The organism is Mycobacterium gordonae (genome assembly GCF_017086405.1).
Classification (GTDB): Bacteria; Actinomycetota; Actinomycetes; order Mycobacteriales; family Mycobacteriaceae; genus Mycobacterium; species Mycobacterium gordonae_D.
In genome coordinates this window covers 4,868,730-4,889,726 of record NZ_CP070973.1, presented here as the reverse complement: position 1 = coordinate 4,889,726, position 20,997 = coordinate 4,868,730, and the positions used below count along the sequence as shown (strand labels likewise).

The 20,997-nt window shown below is 67.4% G+C and carries 21 protein-coding genes; 14 read left to right on the top strand and 7 right to left on the bottom strand.

Features of this window, described 5'->3' with window-relative positions:
• Positions 1-99: 99 nt before the first annotated feature.
• From JX552_RS20830 to holA, 3 genes are read left to right on the top strand one after another with little or no spacing between them, the layout of a single operon-like run.
• Positions 100-933 (top strand): ComEA family DNA-binding protein, encoded by an 834-nt coding sequence (locus JX552_RS20830; RefSeq protein WP_205873797.1) that lies wholly within the window; start codon positions 100-102, stop codon positions 931-933.
• Between the two features lie 25 nt (positions 934-958).
• Positions 959-2,485, top strand: coding sequence for a ComEC/Rec2 family competence protein (locus JX552_RS20825; protein WP_431195999.1), 1,527 nt, complete (start codon positions 959-961; stop codon positions 2,483-2,485).
• A 30-nt stretch (positions 2,486-2,515) separates the two neighbouring features.
• Positions 2,516-3,475, top strand: a complete 960-nt coding sequence (gene holA, locus JX552_RS20820) for a DNA polymerase III subunit delta (RefSeq protein ID WP_205878593.1) — start codon at positions 2,516-2,518, stop codon at positions 3,473-3,475.
• A gap of 28 nt (positions 3,476-3,503) precedes the next feature.
• On the opposite strand, the gene rpsT is transcribed toward holA, so the two are convergent.
• Positions 3,504-3,767 carry a 30S ribosomal protein S20 gene (gene rpsT / locus JX552_RS20815; protein ID WP_205873796.1) on the bottom strand — a complete coding sequence of 88 codons (264 nt, stop codon included), beginning with the start codon at positions 3,765-3,767 and terminating at the stop codon, positions 3,504-3,506.
• 141 nt (positions 3,768-3,908) lie between these two features.
• Between rpsT and JX552_RS20810 the strand changes: the two genes are divergently transcribed.
• The 3 genes from JX552_RS20810 to JX552_RS20800 are packed head-to-tail and all read left to right on the top strand — an operon-like array spanning position 3,909 to position 7,428.
• Positions 3,909-5,603: a circularly permuted type 2 ATP-grasp protein gene (locus JX552_RS20810; protein ID WP_205873795.1), complete on the top strand. Its 1,695-nt coding sequence runs from the start codon at positions 3,909-3,911 to the stop codon at positions 5,601-5,603.
• A complete protein-coding gene (locus JX552_RS20805; protein WP_205873794.1) occupies positions 5,603-6,589 on the top strand; it encodes an alpha-E domain-containing protein in 987 nt (328 codons plus the stop codon). The genes JX552_RS20810 and JX552_RS20805 overlap by 1 nt, the downstream gene beginning before the upstream one ends.
• Positions 6,589-7,428 carry a transglutaminase family protein gene (locus tag JX552_RS20800; RefSeq protein WP_205873793.1) on the top strand — a complete coding sequence of 280 codons (840 nt, stop codon included), beginning with the start codon at positions 6,589-6,591 and terminating at the stop codon, positions 7,426-7,428. The genes JX552_RS20805 and JX552_RS20800 overlap by 1 nt, the downstream gene beginning before the upstream one ends.
• Positions 7,429-7,435: 7 nt before the next feature.
• Here JX552_RS20800 and JX552_RS20795 read toward each other — a convergent pair whose 3' ends face one another.
• From JX552_RS20795 to JX552_RS20785, 3 genes are all read right to left on the bottom strand, one after another.
• On the bottom strand, positions 7,436-7,780 hold the full coding sequence (locus JX552_RS20795) for a PE family protein (RefSeq protein ID WP_205873792.1): 345 nt from the start codon (positions 7,778-7,780) through the stop codon (positions 7,436-7,438).
• 152 nt (positions 7,781-7,932) lie between these two features.
• On the bottom strand, positions 7,933-9,324 hold the full coding sequence (locus JX552_RS20790) for a PE family protein (protein ID WP_205873791.1): 1,392 nt from the start codon (positions 9,322-9,324) through the stop codon (positions 7,933-7,935).
• A gap of 94 nt (positions 9,325-9,418) precedes the next feature.
• Entirely contained in the window at positions 9,419-10,261 is an 843-nt protein-coding gene (locus JX552_RS20785; protein ID WP_205873790.1) for a ribonuclease Z, read from the bottom strand.
• Positions 10,262-10,403: 142 nt separating this feature from the next.
• On the opposite strand from JX552_RS20785, the gene JX552_RS20780 reads away from it, so the two are divergent.
• Positions 10,404-10,832: a CBS domain-containing protein gene (locus tag JX552_RS20780; RefSeq protein WP_205873789.1), complete on the top strand. Its 429-nt coding sequence runs from the start codon at positions 10,404-10,406 to the stop codon at positions 10,830-10,832.
• Between the two features lie 20 nt (positions 10,833-10,852).
• Here the strand turns inward: JX552_RS20780 and JX552_RS20775 are convergent, their stop codons facing one another.
• Positions 10,853-11,464 (bottom strand): type II toxin-antitoxin system PemK/MazF family toxin, encoded by a 612-nt coding sequence (locus JX552_RS20775; protein WP_205873788.1) that lies wholly within the window; start codon positions 11,462-11,464, stop codon positions 10,853-10,855.
• On the opposite strand from JX552_RS20775, the gene lepA reads away from it, so the two are divergent.
• On the top strand, positions 11,458-13,395 hold the full coding sequence (lepA, locus tag JX552_RS20770; protein ID WP_431195880.1) for a translation elongation factor 4: 1,938 nt from the start codon (positions 11,458-11,460) through the stop codon (positions 13,393-13,395). The two genes, JX552_RS20775 and lepA, sit on opposite strands and share 7 nt — an antisense overlap.
• A 2-nt stretch (positions 13,396-13,397) precedes the next feature.
• Positions 13,398-14,138: a sensor domain-containing protein gene (locus JX552_RS20765; RefSeq protein ID WP_241010657.1), complete on the top strand. Its 741-nt coding sequence runs from the start codon at positions 13,398-13,400 to the stop codon at positions 14,136-14,138.
• 7 nt (positions 14,139-14,145) lie between these two features.
• Here the strand turns inward: JX552_RS20765 and JX552_RS20760 are convergent, their stop codons facing one another.
• Positions 14,146-16,098: a glycoside hydrolase family 15 protein gene (locus tag JX552_RS20760; RefSeq protein WP_205878589.1), complete on the bottom strand. Its 1,953-nt coding sequence runs from the start codon at positions 16,096-16,098 to the stop codon at positions 14,146-14,148.
• 209 nt (positions 16,099-16,307) lie between these two features.
• Between JX552_RS20760 and JX552_RS20755 the strand changes: the two genes are divergently transcribed.
• From JX552_RS20755 to JX552_RS20735, 5 genes are all read left to right on the top strand, one after another.
• Positions 16,308-16,502, top strand: coding sequence for a hypothetical protein (locus tag JX552_RS20755; protein ID WP_431195879.1), 195 nt, complete (start codon positions 16,308-16,310; stop codon positions 16,500-16,502).
• Between the two features lie 351 nt (positions 16,503-16,853).
• Positions 16,854-17,894 (top strand): sulfate ABC transporter substrate-binding protein, encoded by a 1,041-nt coding sequence (locus JX552_RS20750; RefSeq protein ID WP_205873786.1) that lies wholly within the window; start codon positions 16,854-16,856, stop codon positions 17,892-17,894.
• Positions 17,891-18,757 carry a sulfate ABC transporter permease subunit CysT gene (gene cysT / locus JX552_RS20745; RefSeq protein ID WP_205873785.1) on the top strand — a complete coding sequence of 289 codons (867 nt, stop codon included), beginning with the start codon at positions 17,891-17,893 and terminating at the stop codon, positions 18,755-18,757. Before JX552_RS20750 ends, cysT begins: the two co-directional genes overlap by 4 nt.
• Positions 18,757-19,569, top strand: coding sequence for a sulfate ABC transporter permease subunit CysW (cysW, locus tag JX552_RS20740; protein ID WP_205873784.1), 813 nt, complete (start codon positions 18,757-18,759; stop codon positions 19,567-19,569). The genes cysT and cysW overlap by 1 nt, the downstream gene beginning before the upstream one ends.
• Before the next feature lie 22 nt (positions 19,570-19,591).
• Positions 19,592-20,644, top strand: a complete 1,053-nt coding sequence (locus JX552_RS20735) for a sulfate/molybdate ABC transporter ATP-binding protein (RefSeq protein ID WP_205873783.1) — start codon at positions 19,592-19,594, stop codon at positions 20,642-20,644.
• 10 nt (positions 20,645-20,654) lie between these two features.
• Here JX552_RS20735 and JX552_RS20730 read toward each other — a convergent pair whose 3' ends face one another.
• The gene (locus JX552_RS20730) at positions 20,655-20,891 is read right to left on the bottom strand and encodes a DUF6480 family protein (RefSeq protein WP_205873782.1); all 237 of its coding nucleotides are present in this window, start codon (positions 20,889-20,891) and stop codon (positions 20,655-20,657) included.
• Between the last annotated feature and the right edge of the window lie 106 nt (positions 20,892-20,997).

Below are 20,997 nucleotides of genomic sequence, written 5' to 3'. Positions count from 1 at the left end.
GCGAGCGGCTTTTCCACAGCTCGGCATTGATCCACAGTCGGCCTGCGGGGCGCGCCGGCAGCGCCCGGTCGTGGCGGTGGCCCCGCATACGGTCACCGCATGCGAACTGAACTCCCTGCCGAGCGCTTGCAGCGCCGGCTGACTGGCGACCCGGATCCGCAGGCGGAGAGCGCCGAGTCCGACCCCGACGAAGACGACCCGAACTCGTTGCTACCGCGGTGGCTTCCCGACACCGGCGCGCAACAGAGCTGGATCACCCGGCTGCGCGCCGACCCCGGCCGCGCCGGCGCCATCGCGTTGGCGATCATCGCCGCTCTGGCGGTATTGATCACCGTTTTCACCGTGGTCCGGGACCGGCCGTCCCCGGTGACTTCGGCCAAACTTCCACCGGTGGAACGGGTTTCGTCGACGGGTCCGAAGGCGTCGACCACGCCGGGACCGGACCGGCCGGTAGTGGTCAGCGTCGTCGGCCTGGTGCACAAGGCGGGCCTGGTCACCCTGGCACCGGGCGCGCGGATCGCCGATGCGCTGCAGGCGGCCGGGGGAGCGGTCGAGGGGGCGGACACCGTCGGACTGAACATGGCCAGGCCGCTGGCTGACGGTGAACAGATCGTCGTAGGGATGGCGCCGGCTCCCGGCAAGCCGGCGGTGCTGGGCAGCTCGGTCGGACCCGGCGCCCCCGCCGCGCAGTCGCCCTCGGCCGGGCCGGCCACCTCTGGAAAACCTAAGTCGGCGCCCGGGGAGGTGGTCGATCTGAACACCGCGACCGTCGAGCAACTGGATGGCCTGCCCGGGGTCGGCCCGGTCACGGCGGCGGCGATCGTGGCGTGGCGTCACGCCCACGGGCGGTTCACCAGCGTCGATCAGCTCGCCGAAGTGGACGGTATCGGGCAGGCGCGGCTGGACAAGCTGCGCTCGCTGGTCCGTGTCTGATCCGGCGCATCAGCCCCGGGCAGGCTTGGCGGCAGATCCAGGCGAGCGGCTGGATGTGCGTCTGGTTCCGGCCGCCCTGACCGGGTGGATCGTGACGGCGGCCGGCACCGTGTGGCCGGTGGGCGGCGCGCTGGCCGGATGTGGTGCGGTGCTGGCCGTCGCTTCCGCGGTGCTGTGGCGGGGGACGGGTTTCAGAGCCACGCGTGCCGCAATCAGTGCCGGGCTGACGGCGGTCGGGATGGTGGGCACGGGGTACGGGCTGGCGATCGCGCTGCGCGCCGACGCCGTCGCGCACCACCCGATCACCGCGGCCTTCGGCACCGTCGCGCCGGTGACCGTCGTCCCCAGCGAGGCCGTGCGCCCGCTCGGACGTGGCCGGCTGATGTTCAAGGCCACCCTGCGACGATTGCGTGACGACGAAATATCAGGCCGCATAACGGTGTTCGCCAGCTCCGCGGATTTCAGTGAGGTGGAGGCGGGCCGTCCGGTGCGGTTCGCCGCCCGGATCAGCCGGCCCGCCCGTCGTGACCTGACGGTCGCGGTGCTCACCGCGGTGGGACAGCCGGAATGGGGCAGGGCGCCACCGCTCTACCGGGCGGCAGGTCGGGTCCGCAGCGGGTTCGCGACCGCGGCACATCAGGTGTTGCCGTCCGATCAGGGCGCGATGCTGCCGGCGCTGGTGCTCGGCGACACCTCGCAATTGACCGGCACCACCAGCGGGGAGTTCCGTGCGGCGGGCATGAGCCATTTGACGGCCGTATCGGGTGCCAACGTCACGATCGTGTGTGGCGCGATGTTGTTGTCGGCGCGGCTGGTCGGGCCGCGGCCGGCTGTGCTGCTGGCCGCGGCGGCGCTGCTCGCCTTCGTGTTCGTCGTACAGCCGAGCGCCAGCGTGCTGCGGGCGGCAGTGATGGGCGCCATCGCGCTGGTGGCGATGGTGTCGTCGCGTCGGCGCCAGGCGATGCCGGCGCTGTCGGCGACCGTCCTCGTCCTGTTGATGGTGGCGCCACAGTTGGCAGTCGACGTGGGGTTCGCGCTGTCGGTGGTCGCCACCGCGGCACTGGTGGTGATCGCCCCGCGATGGTCGCGCCGGCTGGCCGGGCAGGGGTGGCCGAAACCGCTGGCCGACGCGGTGGCGGTCGCCGGAGCGGCGCAGGTGGTGACCGCGCCGCTGGTCGCTGCGATCTCCGGCCGGTTCAGCCTGGTGGCCGTTCTGGCCAACCTGGTGGTGGCGCCGGTGATAGCGCCGATCACCGTGCTCGGTACCGCGGCGGCGGCGCTGGTGGCCGCCTGGCCCGCCGGTGCCCAGCTGCTGGTCCGGTTCACCGGCCCCGAAGTGTGGTGGGTGCTGCGCGTCGCGCACTGGGCGTCCTGCGTGCCGGGGGCCAGCGTCCCGGTACCGGCCGGACCGGCCGGCCTGCTGGGGGTCGGCTGCGCGACGCTGGCGATCGTGATCGTGGGGCGGTGGCGTCGGTGCCGCCTGGCGCTGGCGTGCATCGTGGTCGGATGTGCGGTGGCCTGGTCGGTGTCGGAAGCCGTCGCTCCCTCATGACACCATCGTGGGGTGAGCGGTGATTCGTCGTTGCACCTGGTTCTGGGCGAAGAGGAACTGCTGATCGAGCGGGCCGTCGGGCAGATACTTCGGTCGGCCCGGCAGCGGGCCGGCGCCGGCGCGGACTCCGGAATCGCCGACGTCCCGGTCAACCGGATGCGCGCGGGCGATGTCAGCACTTACGAGCTCACGGAGTTGCTCAGCCCGTCGTTGTTCGCCGAGGAGCGGATCATCGTGCTGGAAGCGGCCGGCGAGGCAGGCAAGGACGCGGCGGCGCTGGTCGCCTCGGCCGCCGCGGACCTGCCCGCCGGCACGGTGCTGGTGGTGGTCCACTCCGGCGGTGGACGGGCCAAGGCACTGGCCGGGGAGCTGCGGTCGCTGGGCGCCCAGGTGCACCCATGCGCTCGGATCACGAAGGCCGGTGAGCGCAGCGACTTCGTCCGCGGCGAATTCCGCACGCTCAAGGTCAGGGTCGACGACGAGGCCGTGACGGCCCTGCTGGATGCGGTGGGCTCCGACATCCGGGAGCTCGCGTCGGCCTGTTCCCAACTGGTCGCCGACACCGGTGGGGCCGTCGATGCCGCCGCAGTCCGGCGCTACCACAGCGGCAAGGCCGAGGTGAAAGGCTTCGACATCGCCGACAAGGCTGTGGCCGGCGATGTCGCCGGCGCCGCTGAAGCGCTGCGGTGGGCGATGATGCGCGGCGAGCCGCTGGTGGTGCTGGCTGACGCGCTGGCCGAGGCGATCCACACCATCGGCGTGGTGATGCCGCTGTCCGGCGACCCCTATCGGCTCGCCGGACAATTGAAGATGCCGCCGTGGCGGGTGCAGAAAGCGCAGAAACAGGCCCGGCGCTGGTCGCGCGATCGGCTGGCTGTCGCGTCGCGGGTGGTCGCCAGGCTCAACGCGAACGTCAAGGGGGCCGTCGTGGACGCCGACTACGCCCTGGAGGCCGCGGTGCGGCAAGTGGCCGAGCTGGCCTCGACCTGACGGCGCTGGGGAGTTAGCGGGAGAACGCTCAGCCGAGCTTGTTGAGCGAGCGCGCCAACGCCGACTTCTTGTTGGCGGCCTGATTCTTGTGGATGACGCCCTTGCTGGCCGCCTTGTCCAGCTTGCGGCTGGTCGACGCCAGCAACTCGGCCGCCTTTTCCTTCTCACCTGCGTGGGTGGCCTCGCGGAAGGCGCGGATGGCCGTGCGGAGCGAAGACTTCACCGACTTGTTGCGCAGCCGCGCGCGCTCGTTAGTGCGGTTGCGCTTCTGCTGCGACTTGATGTTGGCCACGCGTCAGTTCCCTATCCCGTTTCGTTTTGGCTTTGCTCGGGGTATCTGCAACCCGATAGCGACTGCTCAGGTTATCAGTCGGTTACGTTTTCGCCCAAAAGCGGAACTCTCGGTCTGCCGGGATGGGGGAATTGAGGCAGCATGACACAGGTGAGTTTCCCGAACCAGATCGAGGCATCCCCGCGGCGGTCGCCCGTCCGATCCGAGCGTATTTTCGAGGGCTATAACACCTCAGCTGCCTACTCGATGGCCTTCGACGAGATGTTCGACGCCCAGGGCAACGTCCGCGGCCCCTACAAGGGCATTTACGCCGAACTCGCGCCCACCGACGCCTCAGAACTCAAGGCCCGCGCCGACGCGCTGGGCCGCGCCTTCATCGACCAGGGCATCACGTTCTCCCTGTCGGGGCAGGAACGGCCGTTCCCGCTGGACCTGGTGCCGCGGGTCATTTCGGCCGCCGAGTGGACACGGCTCGAGCGTGGCATCACTCAGCGGGTGAAGGCCCTCGAGAAGTACCTCGACGACATTTACGGCGACCAGGACATCTTGCGCGACGGGGTCATCCCACGCCGGCTGATCACCTCTTGTGAGCACTTCCACCGCGAGGCGGTCGGGATCGTCCCGCCCAACGGGGTGCGGATCCATGTGGCCGGGATCGACCTGATCCGCGACGACAAGGGTGACTTCCGCGTCCTCGAGGACAATCTGCGCTCACCGTCGGGTGTGTCGTACGTCATGGAGAACCGGCGCACGATGGCGCGTGTCTTCCCCAATCTGTTCGCCACCCACCGGGTGCGCACGGTCGACGACTATTCGTCGCACCTGCTGCGAGCGCTGCGGAATTCGGCGGCGACCAACGAGGCCGACCCCACCGTGGTGGTGCTGACCCCCGGTGTCTACAACTCGGCCTACTTCGAGCACTCGCTGCTGGCCCGCCAGATGGGCGTCGAACTGGTCGAGGGCCGCGACCTGTTCTGCCGGGACAACCAGGTGTACATGCGCACCACCGAGGGGGAGCGTCAGGTCGACGTCATCTACCGGCGCATCGACGATGCCTTCCTGGACCCACTGCAGTTCCGGGCCGATTCCGTGCTCGGGGTGGCCGGCCTGGTCAACGCCGCCCGGGCCGGCAACGTCGTCATCTCCAGCTCGATCGGCAACGGCGTCGGCGACGACAAGCTCGTCTACACCTACGTGCCCACCATCATCGAGTACTACCTCGGCGAGAAGCCGCTGCTGGCGAATGTGGACACCTACCGGTGCTGGCTCGACGACGAACGCGAAGAAGTGTTGGACCGGATCAACGAGCTGGTGATCAAGCCGGTGGAGGGATCCGGCGGTTACGGCATCGTGTTCGGTCCGGAGGCCTCCGAGAAAGAGCTCGCCGCGATCGGCAAGAAGATTCGTGACGATCCACGCGCCTGGATCGCGCAGCCGATGATGGAGCTCTCGACGGTGCCCACCCGTATCGAGGGCAACCTGGCGCCGCGCTATGTCGACCTGCGGCCGTTCGCCGTCAACGACGGCAACGAGGTATGGGTGCTGCCCGGGGGCTTGACCCGCACCGCCCTCGTCGAGGGGTCTCGGGTGGTGAACTCCAGCCAGGGTGGCGGGTCCAAGGACACCTGGGTACTGGCGCCGCGGACCTCGGTGGCCGCTCGTGAACTGGGCCGCGCCCAGGTGGTGCGGTCACTGCCGAGGCCGGTGCCCGAACAGCACCCCGACGGCAACCGGCCCGCGCAGACACAGCCTCAGCAGCAGACGCGCCAGTCCGTCGACGGTGCACCGAAGAAGGAACAGCAACAGCAGCAGCAACAACAGAAGGCGACCGACTGATGCTTGCCCGCAACGCCGAGGCGCTGTACTGGATCGGTCGCTACGTGGAACGCGCCGACGACACCGCCCGCATTCTGGATGTTGCCGTGCACCAGCTCCTCGAGGATTCCAGCGTCGACCCCGACCAGGCCTCCCGGCTGTTGTTGAAGGTGCTCGGCATCGAACCACCCGACCACAGCCTCGACGTCTGGTCGTTGACGGACCTGGTGGCGTTCAGCCCCAACACCGAGGGCGGTTGTTCGATCGTCGATGCGATCTCGGCGGCGCGAGAGAACGCGCGATCGGCGCGCGAGGTCACCTCCAGCGAGACCTGGGAGTGCATCAACACCACCTACCACGCCCTGCCCGAACGCGAGCGTGCCGCCAAACGGCTTGGGCCGCATGAGTTCCTGTCGTTCATCGAGGGCCGTGCGGCGATGTTCGCCGGACTGGCCGATTCGACGCTGTCCCGTGACGACGGCTATCGGTTCATGGTGCTGGGCCGCGCGATCGAGCGGGTCGATATGACGGTGCGGCTGTTGTTGTCCCGGGTAGGCGACAGCGCGTCATCACCGGCGTGGGTGACCCTGCTGCGTTCGGCCGGCGCGCATGACACGTATCTGCGCACCTACCGCGGCGCGCTGGACGCCAGCCGGGTGGTGGAATTCATGCTGCTGGACCGGCTGTTTCCCCGTTCTGTCTTCTATTCGCTGCGGCTGGCCGAACACAATCTCGAGGAGCTGCTGCACAACCCGCAGAGCCGCATCGGGGCCACCACCGAAGCGCAGCGGCTACTCGGTCAGGCACGCAGCGAACTGGAGTTCGTCCAGCCCGGGGTGCTGCTCGAAACGCTGGAGAACCGCTTGGCGGGCCTGCAGCGAACCTGTCACGATGTCGGAGATGCGTTGGCTTTGCAGTACTTTCATGCCGCTCCCTGGGTGGCGTGGACGGATGCCAGGCAGCGTGAGGTGTTGGCCGACACACTGGAAAGCCAAGGAGAATCCTGATGTGGCGGATGCGGGTGGTGCACACCACCGGGTACGCGTACCGGTCGCCGGTGACAGCGTCCTACAACGAAGCCCGGCTCACACCGCGCTCCAACACGCGTCAGAACGTGGTGCTCAACCGGGTGGAGACGATTCCGGCCACCCGGTCCTACCGCTACATCGACTACTGGGGCACGGCGGTCACGGCATTCGACCTGCATGCGCCGCACACCGAGTTGACGGTGACGTCGTCGTCGGTGGTGGAAACCGAGCGGCCGGAGCCGCCCGCGGCGAAAACCAACTGGGAAGAGCTGCAATCGGCAGCCGTGATCGACCGGTTCGACGAGGTGCTGCGTCCCACCGATTACACCCCGAACAGCAAACGTGTTGCCGCCGTTGGCAAGCGGATCACCAAGAACCACGACCCGAGCGAGGCCGTCGTCGCCGCGGCCGGGTGGGCGCGTAGCGAGCTGGATTATCTGCCCGGTACCACCGGCGTGCATTCCTCCGGCCTGGATGCGCTGGAAAAGGGCAAGGGCGTGTGCCAGGATTTCGCGCACCTGACGCTGATCCTGTTGCGCAGCATGGGAATTCCCGGCCGCTACGTCTCCGGATACTTGCACCCCAGGGCCGACGCCGCGATCGGTAAGACCGTCGCGGGCCGCAGCCACGCCTGGATCCAGGCGTGGGTCGGCGGATGGTTGAACTACGACCCCACCAATGACACCGAGATCACCGAGCAGTACATCAGCGTCGGGGTCGGTCGCGACTACGCCGACGTGTCGCCGCTCAAAGGTATCTACTCCGGCCTGGGCGCGACCGATCTGGATGTTGAGGTGGAGATCACCCGGCTGGCTTAGCGCACCGTCACGCCGGCGGGCCCAGCAGATCCCGGACGGGCGCGTTGAGCGCGCTTCGCAGCGATGCGTCCGCGGCCTCCTCGGCGCGGGCGTAGGCGGCGCCCCCTGCGGTCAGTGCCTGGACGAACTGGTCGTGGAACGTCGACATCTGGGCGCTGATGTGTTGGTAACCCTGGGCGTGCGCGTCCCAGAACGTCGCGATGGCCGCCGAGACCTGATCGGCGGCGGATGCGGGAACGCCCGTCGTCTGCTGCACCGCGGCCGTGTTGGACTCGCCGATGGTCGACCCGATGCGGGAGAGGTCGCTCGCCGCAGCAGCCATGGCCTCCGGCCCTGCGACAAACCACGACATGGACCACACCTCGCGTTCGGTAGCGGCGGGCGAGGACGGCAGTTCGCCCTTTCGCCTCGCTAATCATTATTACGCGCTTTCAGCACCTGGCGATGCACAAATTCCAGATCGCTGGAATCTACCTGCTCCCGACCAGGAAGACGAGGGCCACTTCAGCCGGGTAGGCCGGGGCTGCCGAAGGTACCCGGAGCACCACCGGCTCCACCTGCACCATTGGAACCAGGTGCCAGACCGATCCCGCCGGGACCGCCGTTGCCGCCGTTGCCGATGAACTGGGCATCTCCACCTGCCCCGCCCGGGCCGCCACCCGGGTTGGTCGCGATGCCGATTCCGCCTGCGCCGCCGTTGCCGGCGTTGCCGATAAGCAGTGCCCCGCTGCCGCCCTGGCCGCCGAAGCCGCCGCCGGCACCCCCCATTCCGCCGTCCCCGGCAACACCGAACAAGCCGACCAGACCGCCCACTCCGCCCGTGCCGCCGGAGTTGGGGGTGGGCCCGAGTCCGGCGCCGCCGTCCCCGCCACCGCCGGCGAAGCCGAAGATCAGCGCCGAACGGCCGCCGTCTCCGCCGCTGCCGCCGAAGGTGTTCCCGTTGCCGCCGTGGCCGCCGCTACCGCCGTTACCGAACGCATAGCCGGCCCCTCCACCGGCACCGCCGTTTCCGCCGAAGTCGCCGCTCCCGCCTCCGCCGCCGACCCCGCCGACGCCGAAAAGCGCGCCGCCGGCGCCACCGTCACCGCCCTGACCGCCTGAGGTAGCGTTCCCGCCACCGGCTCCGCCGACTCCGCCGTTGCCGAAGAATTGCGCGTCGCCGCCCAGCCCGCCGACCCCGCCGGCATTGGTCGGGCTCCCCGCCCCGCCGATGCCGCCGGCACCGCCATTGCCGTAGAAGACGCCACCCATGCCGCCGTTTCCACCGATGCCGCCGTTGAGGCCCACAGCCGAGATACCACCACTGCCCCCGGCTCCGCCCGCCCCGAGCAGCCAGGCATTGCCACCGGCGCCGCCGGCGGCGGCGCCGCCGCCGCTGCCGCCGGCCCCACCGTTACCGATCAACCCGGCGGCTCCGCCGTTGCCGCCGACCGCCCCGGTGTTCGTACTGTTCCCGCCGCGCCCGCCGTTGCCGTACAGGAGTCCGCCGGCCCCACCGGGCTGGCCGATGCCGCCGACGGTGCCTCCGTCGGCGCCGTCACCGATCAGCGGCCTGCCGAGCAGCTGCTGGGTGGGCGCATTGATCACGCCGAGCAACTCCTGCAACGGCGACGCGGCCGCCGCCTCCGCGTTGGCGTAGGCGGCGCCACTACCGGACAGCGCCTGGACGAACTGGTCGTGGAATGCCGACATCTGGGTGCCGATGTTCAGGTAGCCCCGGGCGTGCGATCCCCAGAATGTTGCTATCGCCGCCGAGACCTGGTCCGCCGCGGCAGCCGGCACGCCTGCCGTTTGCAGGGCCGCCGCGACGTTGGCCTCGTTGATGGTGGATCCGACGCCGGCCAGGCTGTCTGCGGCAGCCGCGACTGCCTCTGGCCCCACGGCGAACCACGACATGCGGCACCTTTCGACGAAGCGGCAGGAGCGGATAATACCGCGATGTCAGCACGAAAACATCAATTTGCACCCGCACGAGTTGCGGGTGCCGCGATCATTGTCTCGCCGAGACCTCGACCCGGTGCAAATCGTCGCCCAGCTCGATCCGTCCGCCGAATTCGGTGGCGGCCAGCGCCCGCCACTGCTCCTCCTGGCCCGGCGCGACGGCGGGTACGTAGTGCGTCATGATCAGGGTGCCCACGCCCGCGCGCGCGGCGGTCGCGGCGGCCTCCTGCACCGACGAGTGGTAGTCGCAGACGTCCTTGACCCGCTGCTGCGGAACCTGGCTGAGGATGTCCTTGCGGATCACGGTGTGTACCAAAGCATCGGCGTCAGAGGATAATTCGTCCAGACTGGCACACGGCACCGTGTCGCCGGCGAGTACCACCGACGCGCCGTCGAACTCGATCCGGAACCCGATGGTCGGCGCTACCGGCCGATGATCGGTGGGGGCTACCCGGATCGTCACGCCGTCGCGGTCCCACACGAGCCCGTCGGTGTGCTCGTGTACCTCGATCGGGGGCGGGGCATTCAGGTCGGCATGGTGGGCGATCCGGTATCCGATGTCGTGGCCGAACGCCTTGAGCGTCGCCTGCACCACCTCCGCGGTCCCGGGCGGACCGATGATCTGCAGCGGCGGGGGGTCCGGCGCGAAGCTGGTGACCCAACTGGTGATGAGCACGTCACCGAGTTCGGCGATGTGGTCGCTGTGCAGGTGGGTGAGCAGCAGCGCCGACAGGCCGGCGGCGCCCACCCCGACCGCCGCCGCACGCTGCAAGACCCCGCGGCCGCAGTCCACCAGGAACACCCGGCCGCCGGCACGCACCAGGGTGGCGGGTCCGGCGCGGTTGGGATCGGGGATGGGGCTTCCGGTGCCGAGCAGGGTGACCTCGATCATGGGCCCATCCTTGCAAGCCGACTCGATAGGTTTCACCGCAATCGGCTGATTCGGGCTCCCGCGTGCTTCAGATGCGTCCTTTCCCACCGGGCGAGTTAGTCGTAGCCTGTGTGAATCAGATCACCACCGACGGGAGGCATTGATGCGGATCGCGGACGTCTTGCGGAACAAGGGTGCGGCGGTGACGACGATCAACCCAGATGCGACGGTCCGGGAACTGCTTGCTGGCCTGGCCGAACAGAACATCGGCGCCATGGTGGTGATGGGCGACGAGGGTGTGGTCGGGATCGTGTCGGAGCGCGATGTCGTGCGCCAACTGCACGTGCACGGTGCCAGCGTGCTGTCGCGCCCCGTTTCCAAGATCATGACCAGCGCCGTCGCCACCTGTACCAAGTCCGACACGGTGGACAACATCAGTGTGCTGATGACCGAGAACCGGGTGCGGCACGTGCCGGTGCTCGACGGCCGCAAGCTGATCGGCATCGTCAGCATCGGTGACGTCGTCAAGACGCGCATGGGTGAACTCGAGGCCGAGCAGCAGCAGTTGCAGTCCTACATCACGCAGGGCTGACTTCCTGGCGCTCGCGTACGTCAGCGCCAGGAGTACTCCGCACGCAGCCGGGCGGCTACCACTTCGAAGGTTTCCCGTTCCAGGACCGCGCCTTCGCGGCGGATGCCTTCTTCGGGCACGTCGAGCACCCGGTCCAGCCGCACCCAGCTCGGCCGGCCTTCGTAGTCCCAGTCGCCGGAACCGATGGCGACCCAGTCCCGGTCATCGGAGTGCCGTTCCTGGCTGGAGAGCATGAGCCCGAGCAACACGCTGCGGTCGCGGCCGACGACCAGCACCGGTCGGTCCTTGCCGCGGGTCGGATCGTCCTCGTAGACCACCCAGGTCCACACGATCTCACCGGGATCGGCCCGGCCGTCGAGGTCGGGTGAATAGACCACCCTGCGGGCCCGCTGCGCAGTCGGAAAGCTCGTCTTGGTCACTGGCCGCCCAGCGGTGATCTCGGTGGGCGGCGCCGGCAGCCCCATCGCCATGATGTTCGCGGTGACCTTCACCGCCTGCTGGATGGTCTTGAGCGTCTCCTGCGTGTTCTGCAGACGCTGGACTACCTTCGGAGCCTCGTTGACCAAGTTCTCCGCGAACCGCTGGAACGTCTTCCACTGTGACTTGCCGGACGACTTCTTACCCGGTGCCATGCTCGCAGCATAACCGTGTGATTGTGTCCCGGCTGCTGTGCACCGATACGCTGGGCATACTCGTTGACCGCTCGACCAGGAGATTTCCCATCAGCAGTTTCGCCGACAAGACCTTCACACCGCCGGCGCAGATTCGGAACTTCTGCATCATCGCTCACATCGACCACGGCAAGTCGACGCTGGCCGACCGGATGCTGCAGCTGACCGGGGTGGTCGACGAGCGCTCGATGCGCGCTCAGTACCTCGACCGGATGGACATCGAGCGGGAACGCGGCATCACCATCAAGGCGCAGAACGTCCGGCTGCCTTGGCGAGTTGATGAGGTCGACCATGTCCTGCACCTGATCGACACGCCCGGTCACGTCGACTTCACCTACGAGGTCTCCCGCGCGCTGGAGGCATGCGAGGGCGCGGTTCTGCTGGTCGACGCCGCTCAGGGCATCGAGGCGCAGACGTTGGCCAACCTCTACCTGGCGCTCGATCGCGACCTGCACATCATCCCGGTGCTCAACAAGATCGACCTGCCGGCCGCCGACCCGGATCGCTATGCGGCGGAAATCGCGCACATCATCGGGTGCGAACCCGGCGACGTGCTGCGGGTGTCCGGCAAGACCGGCGCAGGCGTCGCCGACCTGCTCGACCACGTCGTGCGCGAAGTGCCGCCCCCGCAGGGCGACTCCGACGCGCCGACCCGCGCCATGATCTTCGACTCCGTCTACGACATCTACCGCGGCGTGGTCACCTACGTCCGCGTGGTCGACGGCAAGATCGTCCCGCGCGAGCGCATCGCGATGATGTCCACCGGCGCCACCCACGAACTACTCGAAGTCGGGATCGTCTCGCCCGAACCGAAGGCCAGCGACGGGCTCGGGGTCGGTGAGGTCGGTTATCTGATCACCGGGGTCAAGGACGTCCGCCAGTCCAAGGTGGGTGACACGGTGACCACCGCGCGCAACGGCGCCAAGGAAGCGCTGACCGGCTACCGCGAACCCAAGCCCATGGTCTATTCGGGGCTGTATCCCGTCGATGGCTCGGACTACCCGAACCTGCGCGACGCCCTGGACAAGCTGCAACTCAACGACGCGGCCCTGACCTACGAGCCGGAAACCTCGGTGGCGTTGGGGTTCGGATTCCGCTGCGGTTTCCTGGGCCTGCTGCACATGGAGATCACCCGCGAACGTCTTGAGCGCGAGTTCGACCTGGACCTGATTTCCACCTCACCCAACGTCGTGTACCGGGTCGTCAAAGAAGACAACACGGAGATCGTGGTAACCAACCCGTCGGACTGGCCCGAGGGCAAGATTCGCACCGTCTACGAACCCGTGGTGAAGACCACGATCATCGCGCCCAGCGAATTCATCGGCACCATCATGGAATTGAGCCAGTCGCGCCGCGGTGAGCTCGGCGGCATGGACTATCTGTCGCCCGAACGGGTGGAGTTGCGTTACACCATGCCGTTGGGCGAGATCATCTTCGACTTCTTCGACTCGTTGAAGTCGCGCACCCGCGGGTATGCCAGCCTGGATTACGAGGAGGCCGGCGAACAGGAAGCGCAACTGGTCAAGGTCGACATCCTGCTGCAAGGTGAAGCGGTCGACGCTTTTTCGGCGATCGTGCACAAAGATTCGGCGTTCGCCTACGGCAACAAGATGACCACCAAGCTCAAGGAGCTGATCCCACGCCAGCAGTTCGAAGTGCCGGTGCAGGCCGCGATCGGCTCGAAAATCATAGCGCGCGAGAATATCCGGGCCATCCGCAAGGACGTGTTGTCCAAGTGTTACGGCGGCGACATCACCCGCAAGCGCAAACTGCTGGAGAAGCAGAAGGAAGGCAAGAAGCGGATGAAGACCATCGGGCGGGTCGATGTGCCGCAGGAAGCGTTCGTGGCTGCGTTGTCCACCGAAGCGCCGGGGGACAAGGGCAAGAAATAGCAATGGTTTTCGCCGGCCTGGTGCGCATCGTCGCCGTGTTGAGCCTGGCCGTGCTGGGAACCGGGTGCGTCAGCACGGTGGACGGCGCTGCGGCACGCACGGTGCCGCGGTCCGGTCCAACGACAATGCCGCTGAGTCAGATCCTGCCCGGCGACGAAGACATCCGCACCGCGGTCGGCAACGAGATGAGTCAGAGTCCGTCGCCGCGAACGGGTGGAATCGAACTGCTGCCCGACGGATTCCGCGACAATCACGATGCGTCGCCAATCGCCTGTATCGGGCCGGCTTACCCCGGATTGCGCGTCGTGTACGAGAAGGGGCCGGTCCGCGACGTCGCCGTGCAGGACTACTGGAACTACGGCCTCGACGCAGTGGCGTCGAGCGCGACGGCAGCGGCGGTGCGGTTGGCCTCAGCGGCCGACGCGCAACGACTGTTCGCGTCGTTCGTCGCGCAGTGGCAAAGCTGCGCGGGCACCACGGTCACCATGCTCACCCTGGATTCCAGCAAGACCCAGTGGTTTTCGCGCGTGACCGGCGTCGAGGTCCACGCGGCGATGCTGTCAGCCGGCATCGAGTGCTGGGACACTCACCAAACCCCGCCCTTCCCGGTCGAGCGGGCGGTAGCCGTGGCATCCGACGTCATCGCCGATGTCAGCGTCTCGCTCCGGCCACATGTCGAAACCGGAAGCAGGGCAACCGATCTCGTCAAGTCGATATTGCGCAAACTCGCCAGTGCGAATTGACGCGGCCTCACACCGGGGCGTTGGCCGGCTGGAAGGTCCCCGAACCGTCGGCTTCCTCTTCGGCCCTGATCACGTGCACCACCGCGTTGATCAACGCCAGGTGGGTGAACGCCTGCGGGAAGTTACCCAGGTGCCGGCCGGTGCGCGGCTCGATCTCCTCGGCGTACAGGTGCAATGGGCTCGCGTACGCCAGTAGTCGCTCGCACAGCCGCTTGGCTCGAGCCACTTCGCCGATTTCGACCAGCGCCGACACCAGCCAGAACGAGCAGATGGTGAACGTGCCCTCCTCGCCGGACAGCCCGTCGTCGGTCTCGTGCACCCGGTACCGCAGCACCAGGCCCTCCTCGGTGAGTTCGTCGGCGATGGCCAGCACCGTCGCGCGCACCCGCGGGTCGTCGGGCGGCAGGAACCGGGTCAGCACCACCAGCAGCAGTGACGCATCGAGGGCGTCGTTGCCGTAGCGCTGGGTGAAGACACCACGGGAGTCCACGCCGCGCTCGAGGATGTCGGCTTTGATCTCGTCGGCGATCTCGTGCCATTGCTGGGCATAACTCAGTTCGCCCTGCTTCTCGGCTAGCTTCGCCCCGCGGTCCAGCGCAACCCAGCACATCACCTTCGACGAGGTGAAGTGCTGCGGCTCGCCGCGCACCTCCCAGATCCCGCGGTCGGGCTCCCGCCAGTGCTTGACGGCCTCCTCGACCTGTTTCTTCAGCACCGGCCACAGGGTCTCGGGGACCTGTTCCCGGGATTTGGCGTGCAGGTAGAACGAGTCCAGCACCGAGCCCCAGATGTCGTGCTGGACCTGGTCGTATGCGCCGTTGCCGATCCGCACCGGACGCGCGTGGTCGTAGCCGGAGAGGTGGTTGAGTTCTTCTTCGACCAGGCTGCGCTCGCCACCGACCCCGTACATCACCTGTAGCGGGTGGCGTTCGTTGCTGTTGGCGCCGGAGACGTCGGCGATGAACGCGAAGAAGTCGTCGGCCTCGCGGTCCAGGCCCAGCGTGTACAGGCCCCACAAGGCGAAGGTCGAGTCGCGGATCCAGGAGTATCGGTAGTCCCAGTTGCGTTCGCCATGCGGCGTCTCAGGCAGCGAAGTGGTACTCGCAGCCAGCAACGCGCCGGTGGGCGAGTACGTCAACCCCTTCAGGGTCAGGGCGCTGCGTTGCAGATAGGCGCGCCACGGGTGGTCCGGGAAGTTGCCGATGTTGATCCACTGCCGCCAACACTCGGTGGTCTGCCACATCTTGTGGGCGGCTTCTTCGTAGGTCTGCGGAGGTGGATGCTTGGTCCAGCTCAGCGCGACGAACACGTCGTCGCCTTCTTTCATCCGGGTACGGGCCCGCGCCTCACGGCCCTCCAGTCCGATGCGCAGATTGGTGGTCAGCCGCAGCGTCGGGTGCGCGTCCGGTTGCTTGTTGGCCCGGGCGATGGCTTCGCCGTAGGCGTTGGACGAGTACTCCCAGGTGGCGCCCAGGCGGTGGTAGTCGAAGGCCGGTTCGCAGCTCATCATCAGTTCGACGGTGCCGCTGACGCAGCGGACTGTTCGAAGCAAGATATGTTCGGCATCCCAGTCCATCGGGGTGCGGCGATGGGTTCGGGAACGGCGTTCGATGTCATGCCACGGTCCCATCACCAGGGCGTCCCGCACGATCAGCCAGCCGGTGTGGGTCTGCCAGGTGGTTTCCATGATGAGGCTGCCGGGCAGGTAGCGTCGCGCCGACGGCACCGAGACGCCGTAGGGTCCGAGCCGGAAGTGGCCGGCGCTGCGGTCCAGAATCGCGCCGAACACGCTGGGGGAATCCGGCCGCGGCACGCACAGCCACTCCACCGAACCGGCCGGCGAGATCAGGCAGGTTGTCTCCCAGTCCGACAGGAAGGCGTAGTCGGCGATCGGCGGAAACGGGTTGCGCGACGACGACGTGGACGGGTACTGCACGGGCGAGTCGATTTCCACGGGCATCGAGGGGTCGAACGCCTGAAGTTCGGTGGACGCGGAGATCGTGGGCGACTCCTCGACCGAAGGAACCACCTCCTCGTTGGCGGTGTCAGCGGCATCGGGGTGCAAAGCCATCCCGACATCATCGACCGTGGACCTACGTCGCGTCCACCACTGCAACCGAGGTGTTACGTGGGCGCGAGGCGCCGTGGGCCGGGACTAGGGTGGTCACGGTGAACGGCTTCCTGAGTTGGTGGGACGGCGTGGAGCTGTGGCTCTCCGGTCTGCCGTTCGTGCTGCAGGCTCTGGCGGTGATGCCGGTGGTACTTGCCCTGGCCTACCTGCTGGCGACAGTGCTGGATGGGTTGCTCGGCCGTGGCATCCAATTGTTGCGGCGCGCCCGGCATTCCGACGAGGCCTCGGGGTAGTCGCGATGCCCCGTTCGCACGTCACCCTCGTTCTGGTCGCACTCGTCGCGTTGGTCATCGTCACCTGGCTGGTCACACATTGACTTGCCCGGTCGAATTGCCGACGGCGTGAACTCTGTTAGGCTTCGCCACGTGCATGTCGCAGCTACGGTTTTGGAGCGCCGCGTTTCGGCGTTCGGCTGCGCTGTTTTCGCCGTGGTGAGTTGCGCCGCGGTCGACGCACGCTGTTGTCGCTGACTCCCGAACCCGTGTGCGGTCTGGGATGGAGTTCGTGATCTCCGTCGGCAGTAGCTAATCGCCTTTCCGCAGCACGGGACCGCAATCGATAAGTCCCGCACTGAGAGGCAACCAATGTCGCAGAGACTCTCCGACATCAGATCGCGCTGGCGTCAGTTGGTCGCCCTCGCGCTGATCACCGGGGTCGCGGCCGCGTGTAGCGGTGGCCCCAGCGATGTCGTCGGGGGCGGGGGACTGGCCGACGCGAAATCGAGCATCACGCTGGTCGCCTATTCGGTCGCCGAACCGGGTTGGAGCAAGGTGATCCCGGCGTTCAACGCCTCCGAAGAAGGCAATGGTGTGCAGGTCATCACGTCCTTTGGCGCCTCCGGTGACCAATCGCGCGGCGTCGCCGAAGGCAAGCCGGCCGACCTGGTGAATTTCTCGGTCGAACCGGACATCACCCGGCTGGTCAAGGGCGGCAAGGTCGCCAAGGACTGGGATACCGGCGCTACCAGGGGCATCCCGTTCGGTTCGGTGGTGACACTGGTGGTGCGCAAGGGGAATCCGAAGAACATCCATGACTGGGATGACCTGCTGCGTCCGGGCGTCGATGTGGTCACGCCCAGCCCGCTGAGTTCGGGTTCGGCCAAATGGAATTTATTGGCCCCGTATGCCGTCAAGAGTGAAGGCGGCCGCAATGGCCAAGCCGGGATCGAGTTTGTCAATCGACTGGTGAGGGAACACGTCAAAATGCGTCCAGGCTCGGGGCGAGAAGCGACGGACGTCTTCGTCCAGGGCAGCGGAGATGTGCTGATCAGTTACGAGAATGAGGCCATCGCCGCCGAGCGCGCCGGCAAGCCGGTCGAACACGTCACGCCGCCACAGACATTCAAGATTGAGAACCCGATGGCCGTGCTGAGCACCAGCACTCACCTTGCCGACGCCGTCGCGTTCAAGAACTTCCAGTACACCGCGGCGGCGCAGACGCTGTGGGCCAAGGCCGGCTTCCGTCCGGTGGATCCCGCCGTCGCGGCGTCGTTCCGGGACCAGTTTCCGGTGCCGGTGAAGCTGTGGACGATTGCTGACCTGGGTGGGTGGGGCACCGTCGACCCGCAACTGTTCGACAAGAGCTCGGGCAGCATCACCAAGATCTACACGCAGGCCACCGGATGACCGTGACGACGACTCCCAATCCCGAGGCGATACGGCCTGAACTCGAGGCCGAGGTCGAAGCGCCCACCGTTGGCCGCGCGGGCGGCACCTCGCTGCGGGTCGGCGTGGCGACCATCTGGCTGTCGGTGATCGTGCTGTTGCCGTTGGCCGCCATCGTCTGGCAGGCCGTCGGAGGCGGCTGGGATGCCTTCCGCCTCGCAGTGACCTCCCACGCGGCCCTGGAGTCGTTGCGCGTGACGCTGACCATCTCCGCCGGGGTGACGCTGCTGAACACGGTGTTCGGTCTGCTGATCGCCTGGGTGTTGGTGCGCGACAACTTCTTCGGCAAGCGCATCGTCGACGCGGTGATCGACCTGCCCTTCGCCTTGCCCACCATCGTCGCCAGCCTGGTGATGCTCGCGTTGTACGGCAACCACAGCCCGGTAGGTCTGCATCTGCAGCACACCGAGTGGGGCGTGGGGGTTGCGCTGGCCTTCGTTACGCTGCCGTTCGTGGTGCGGGCCGTGCAGCCGGTGTTGCTCGAGATCGACAGGGAATCCGAGGAGGCGGCGGCATCTCTGGGCGCCAGTGGCCCCAAGATCTTCACCGCCGTGGTGCTGCCGTCGCTGCTGCCCGCCCTGTTGTCCGGTGCGGGCCTGGCTTTCTCGCGTGCCATCGGAGAGTTCGGGTCGGTGGTGCTGATCGGCGGTGCGGTGCCGGGCAAGACCGAAGTGTCCTCGCAATGGATCCGGACTTTGATCGAGAACGACGACCGCACCGGCGCTGCTGCGATTTCGATTGTGCTGCTGTCGATCTCGTTCGTCGTGCTGCTGGTTCTGCGGCTCGTTGGCGCCCGCGCGGCCAAGCGTGAGGAGGTGTCGTAATGACCTCGTCGCGCTCAGTCCGCTACCTGCTTCGCTACACCGCGCTGGCGTATATCTTTGTGCTGCTGTTGGTTCCGGTGGCGCTGATTCTGTGGCGCACTTTCCAGCCCGGGCTGCACCAGTTCTATGAGTGGGTCAGCACGCCGGCGGCCGTCTCGGCGCTGAACCTGTCCCTGCTGGTCGTGGCGATCGTGGTGCCGCTGAACGTAGTATTCGGCATTCCGACGGCTCTGGTGCTCGCGCGCAACCGGTTTCGCGGCAAGGGCATCCTGCAGGCGGTGATCGATCTGCCGTTCGCGGTGTCGCCCGTGATCGTCGGCGTGGCGCTGATTGTGTTGTGGGGCAGCGCGGGCGCCCTCGGGTTCGTGGAGCGTGACCTCGGATTCAAGATCATCTTCGGCCTGCCCGGCATCGTGCTGGCCAGCATCTTCGTCACGCTGCCGTTCGTGGTGCGCGAGGTCGAACCGGTGCTGCACGAGTTGGGCACCGACCAGGAACAGGCCGCCGCAACGCTGGGTTCTGGTTGGTGGCAGACCTTCTGGCGGATCACGTTGCCGTCCATCCGGTGGGGCCTGACCTACGGCATCGTGTTGACCATCGCGCGCACGCTTGGTGAATACGGTGCGGTGATCATGGTGTCGGCCAACCTGCCGGGACAGTCGCAGACGCTGACGCTGTTGGTATCCGACCGCTACAACCGGGGGGCGGAGTACGGCGCGTACGCGTTGTCGACGTTGTTGATGGGGGTTGCCGTGCTGGTGCTGATCGTTCAAGTGGCGCTCGATGCCCGTCGGGCAACAGCAAGCAAGTAGGCCGGACAAGGAGACTCGAGACATGACCGGGACCGACCAGGGCAAGAACGCGATCGTCGTGCGGGACGCCTACAAGCATTACGGCGACTTCGTCGCTTTGGACCACGTGGATTTCGTGGTGCCCACCGGATCGCTGACCGCGCTGCTGGGACCCAGCGGTTCGGGCAAGTCGACACTGTTGCGCACCATCGCCGGACTCGACCAGCCCGACTCGGGAACCGTCACGATCAACGGACGCGACGTCACCCGGGTACCGCCACAACGCCGAGGTATCGGATTCGTCTTTCAGCACTACGCGGCGTTCAAGCACTTGACCGTGCGCAACAATGTCGCGTTCGGTTTGAAGATCCGCAAGCGGCCCAAGGCGGAGATCGCCGAGAAGGTGGATCATCTGTTGGAAGTGGTGGGGCTCAGCGGTTTTCAGAACCGCTATCCCAACCAGCTGTCCGGCGGTCAACGTCAGCGCATGGCACTGGCGCGAGCGCTGGCGGTCGACCCGGAGGTGCTGCTGCTCGACGAGCCGTTCGGCGCGCTGGACGCCAAGGTGCGCGAGGACCTGCGGTCCTGGTTGCGGCGCCTGCACGACGAAGTGCACGTCACCACGGTGCTGGTCACCCACGACCAGGCCGAGGCGCTGGACGTGGCGGACCGGATCGCGGTGCTCAACAAGGGCCGCATCGAACAGATCGGTTCCCCGACCGACGTGTACGACGCACCCGAGAACGCGTTCGTCATGTCCTTCCTGGGCGCGGTCTCGGCGCTGAACGGCGCACTGGTCCGACCGCACGACATCCGGGTCGGTCGCAATCCCGAGATGGCGGTGGCCGGCGGCGACGGCACTGCGGAGTCGGTCGGCGTCGTACGCGCCACGGTGGACCGTGTCGTGACCCTCGGCTTCGAAGTTCGGGTCGAACTGACCAGCGCCGCATCCGGGGGCCCGTTCACCGCTCAGATCACTCGCGGCGACGCTGAGGCGCTGGCGCTGAAGGAAGGCGACGTCGTGTATGTGCGCGCCACCCGGGTGCCGCCGATCGCCAACGAGGTTTACCAGGAGCCGACGCTCACCACCGCCTGATGAGGGCGGGTTACGGAAGGCTCGCCAGCATCCACACGGCGACCGCGACGAACATCAGGGCGAACACGATCACCGCGATGATGGCGGTCAGCACCAGCGGGGTGAGTATCCGTTTGGGGCGTGGTTGTGGTGCCGACACACCCGACGTCTGAGCCGAGTCGGGGGGTGTCGAACCGGGCGGGACACCCCCGCCGGGCTCGAGGCCCGGTACTTGAGCCGGATTGGGATCTGGTGGCATCGCGGTCATGGGTGCGCGGGTACCCGGTGGCGTTCGCGTCACACCGATTGGGGAGTTGCGGGATCGAGGCCGAGGTTCGGCGAGCCGGCGCCTGGCTGCCAGTTTTCAGCCTGGG

Coding starts and splice junctions, on each gene's coding strand:
- JX552_RS20830 (WP_205873797.1), top strand. CDS start 100: ATGCGAACTGAACTCCCTGCCGAGCGCTTGCAGCGCCGGCTGACTGGC.
- JX552_RS20790 (WP_205873791.1), bottom strand. CDS start 9,324: ATGTCGTGGTTCGCCGTGGGGCCAGAGGCAGTCGCGGCTGCCGCAGAC.
- JX552_RS20760 (WP_205878589.1), bottom strand. CDS start 16,098: ATGCCCGTGGAAATCGACTCGCCCGTGCAGTACCCGTCCACGTCGTCG.
- JX552_RS20765 (WP_241010657.1), top strand. CDS start 13,398: ATGGTTTTCGCCGGCCTGGTGCGCATCGTCGCCGTGTTGAGCCTGGCC.
- JX552_RS20810 (WP_205873795.1), top strand. CDS start 3,909: ATGACACAGGTGAGTTTCCCGAACCAGATCGAGGCATCCCCGCGGCGG.
- JX552_RS20780 (WP_205873789.1), top strand. CDS start 10,404: ATGCGGATCGCGGACGTCTTGCGGAACAAGGGTGCGGCGGTGACGACG.
- JX552_RS20785 (WP_205873790.1), bottom strand. CDS start 10,261: ATGATCGAGGTCACCCTGCTCGGCACCGGAAGCCCCATCCCCGATCCC.
- cysT (WP_205873785.1), top strand. CDS start 17,891: ATGACCGTGACGACGACTCCCAATCCCGAGGCGATACGGCCTGAACTC.
- JX552_RS20805 (WP_205873794.1), top strand. CDS start 5,603: ATGCTTGCCCGCAACGCCGAGGCGCTGTACTGGATCGGTCGCTACGTG.
- JX552_RS20795 (WP_205873792.1), bottom strand. CDS start 7,780: ATGTCGTGGTTTGTCGCAGGGCCGGAGGCCATGGCTGCTGCGGCGAGC.
- JX552_RS20730 (WP_205873782.1), bottom strand. CDS start 20,891: ATGACCGCGATGCCACCAGATCCCAATCCGGCTCAAGTACCGGGCCTC.
- cysW (WP_205873784.1), top strand. CDS start 18,757: ATGACCTCGTCGCGCTCAGTCCGCTACCTGCTTCGCTACACCGCGCTG.
- JX552_RS20775 (WP_205873788.1), bottom strand. CDS start 11,464: ATGGCACCGGGTAAGAAGTCGTCCGGCAAGTCACAGTGGAAGACGTTC.
- JX552_RS20735 (WP_205873783.1), top strand. CDS start 19,592: ATGACCGGGACCGACCAGGGCAAGAACGCGATCGTCGTGCGGGACGCC.
- JX552_RS20800 (WP_205873793.1), top strand. CDS start 6,589: ATGTGGCGGATGCGGGTGGTGCACACCACCGGGTACGCGTACCGGTCG.
- JX552_RS20750 (WP_205873786.1), top strand. CDS start 16,854: ATGTCGCAGAGACTCTCCGACATCAGATCGCGCTGGCGTCAGTTGGTC.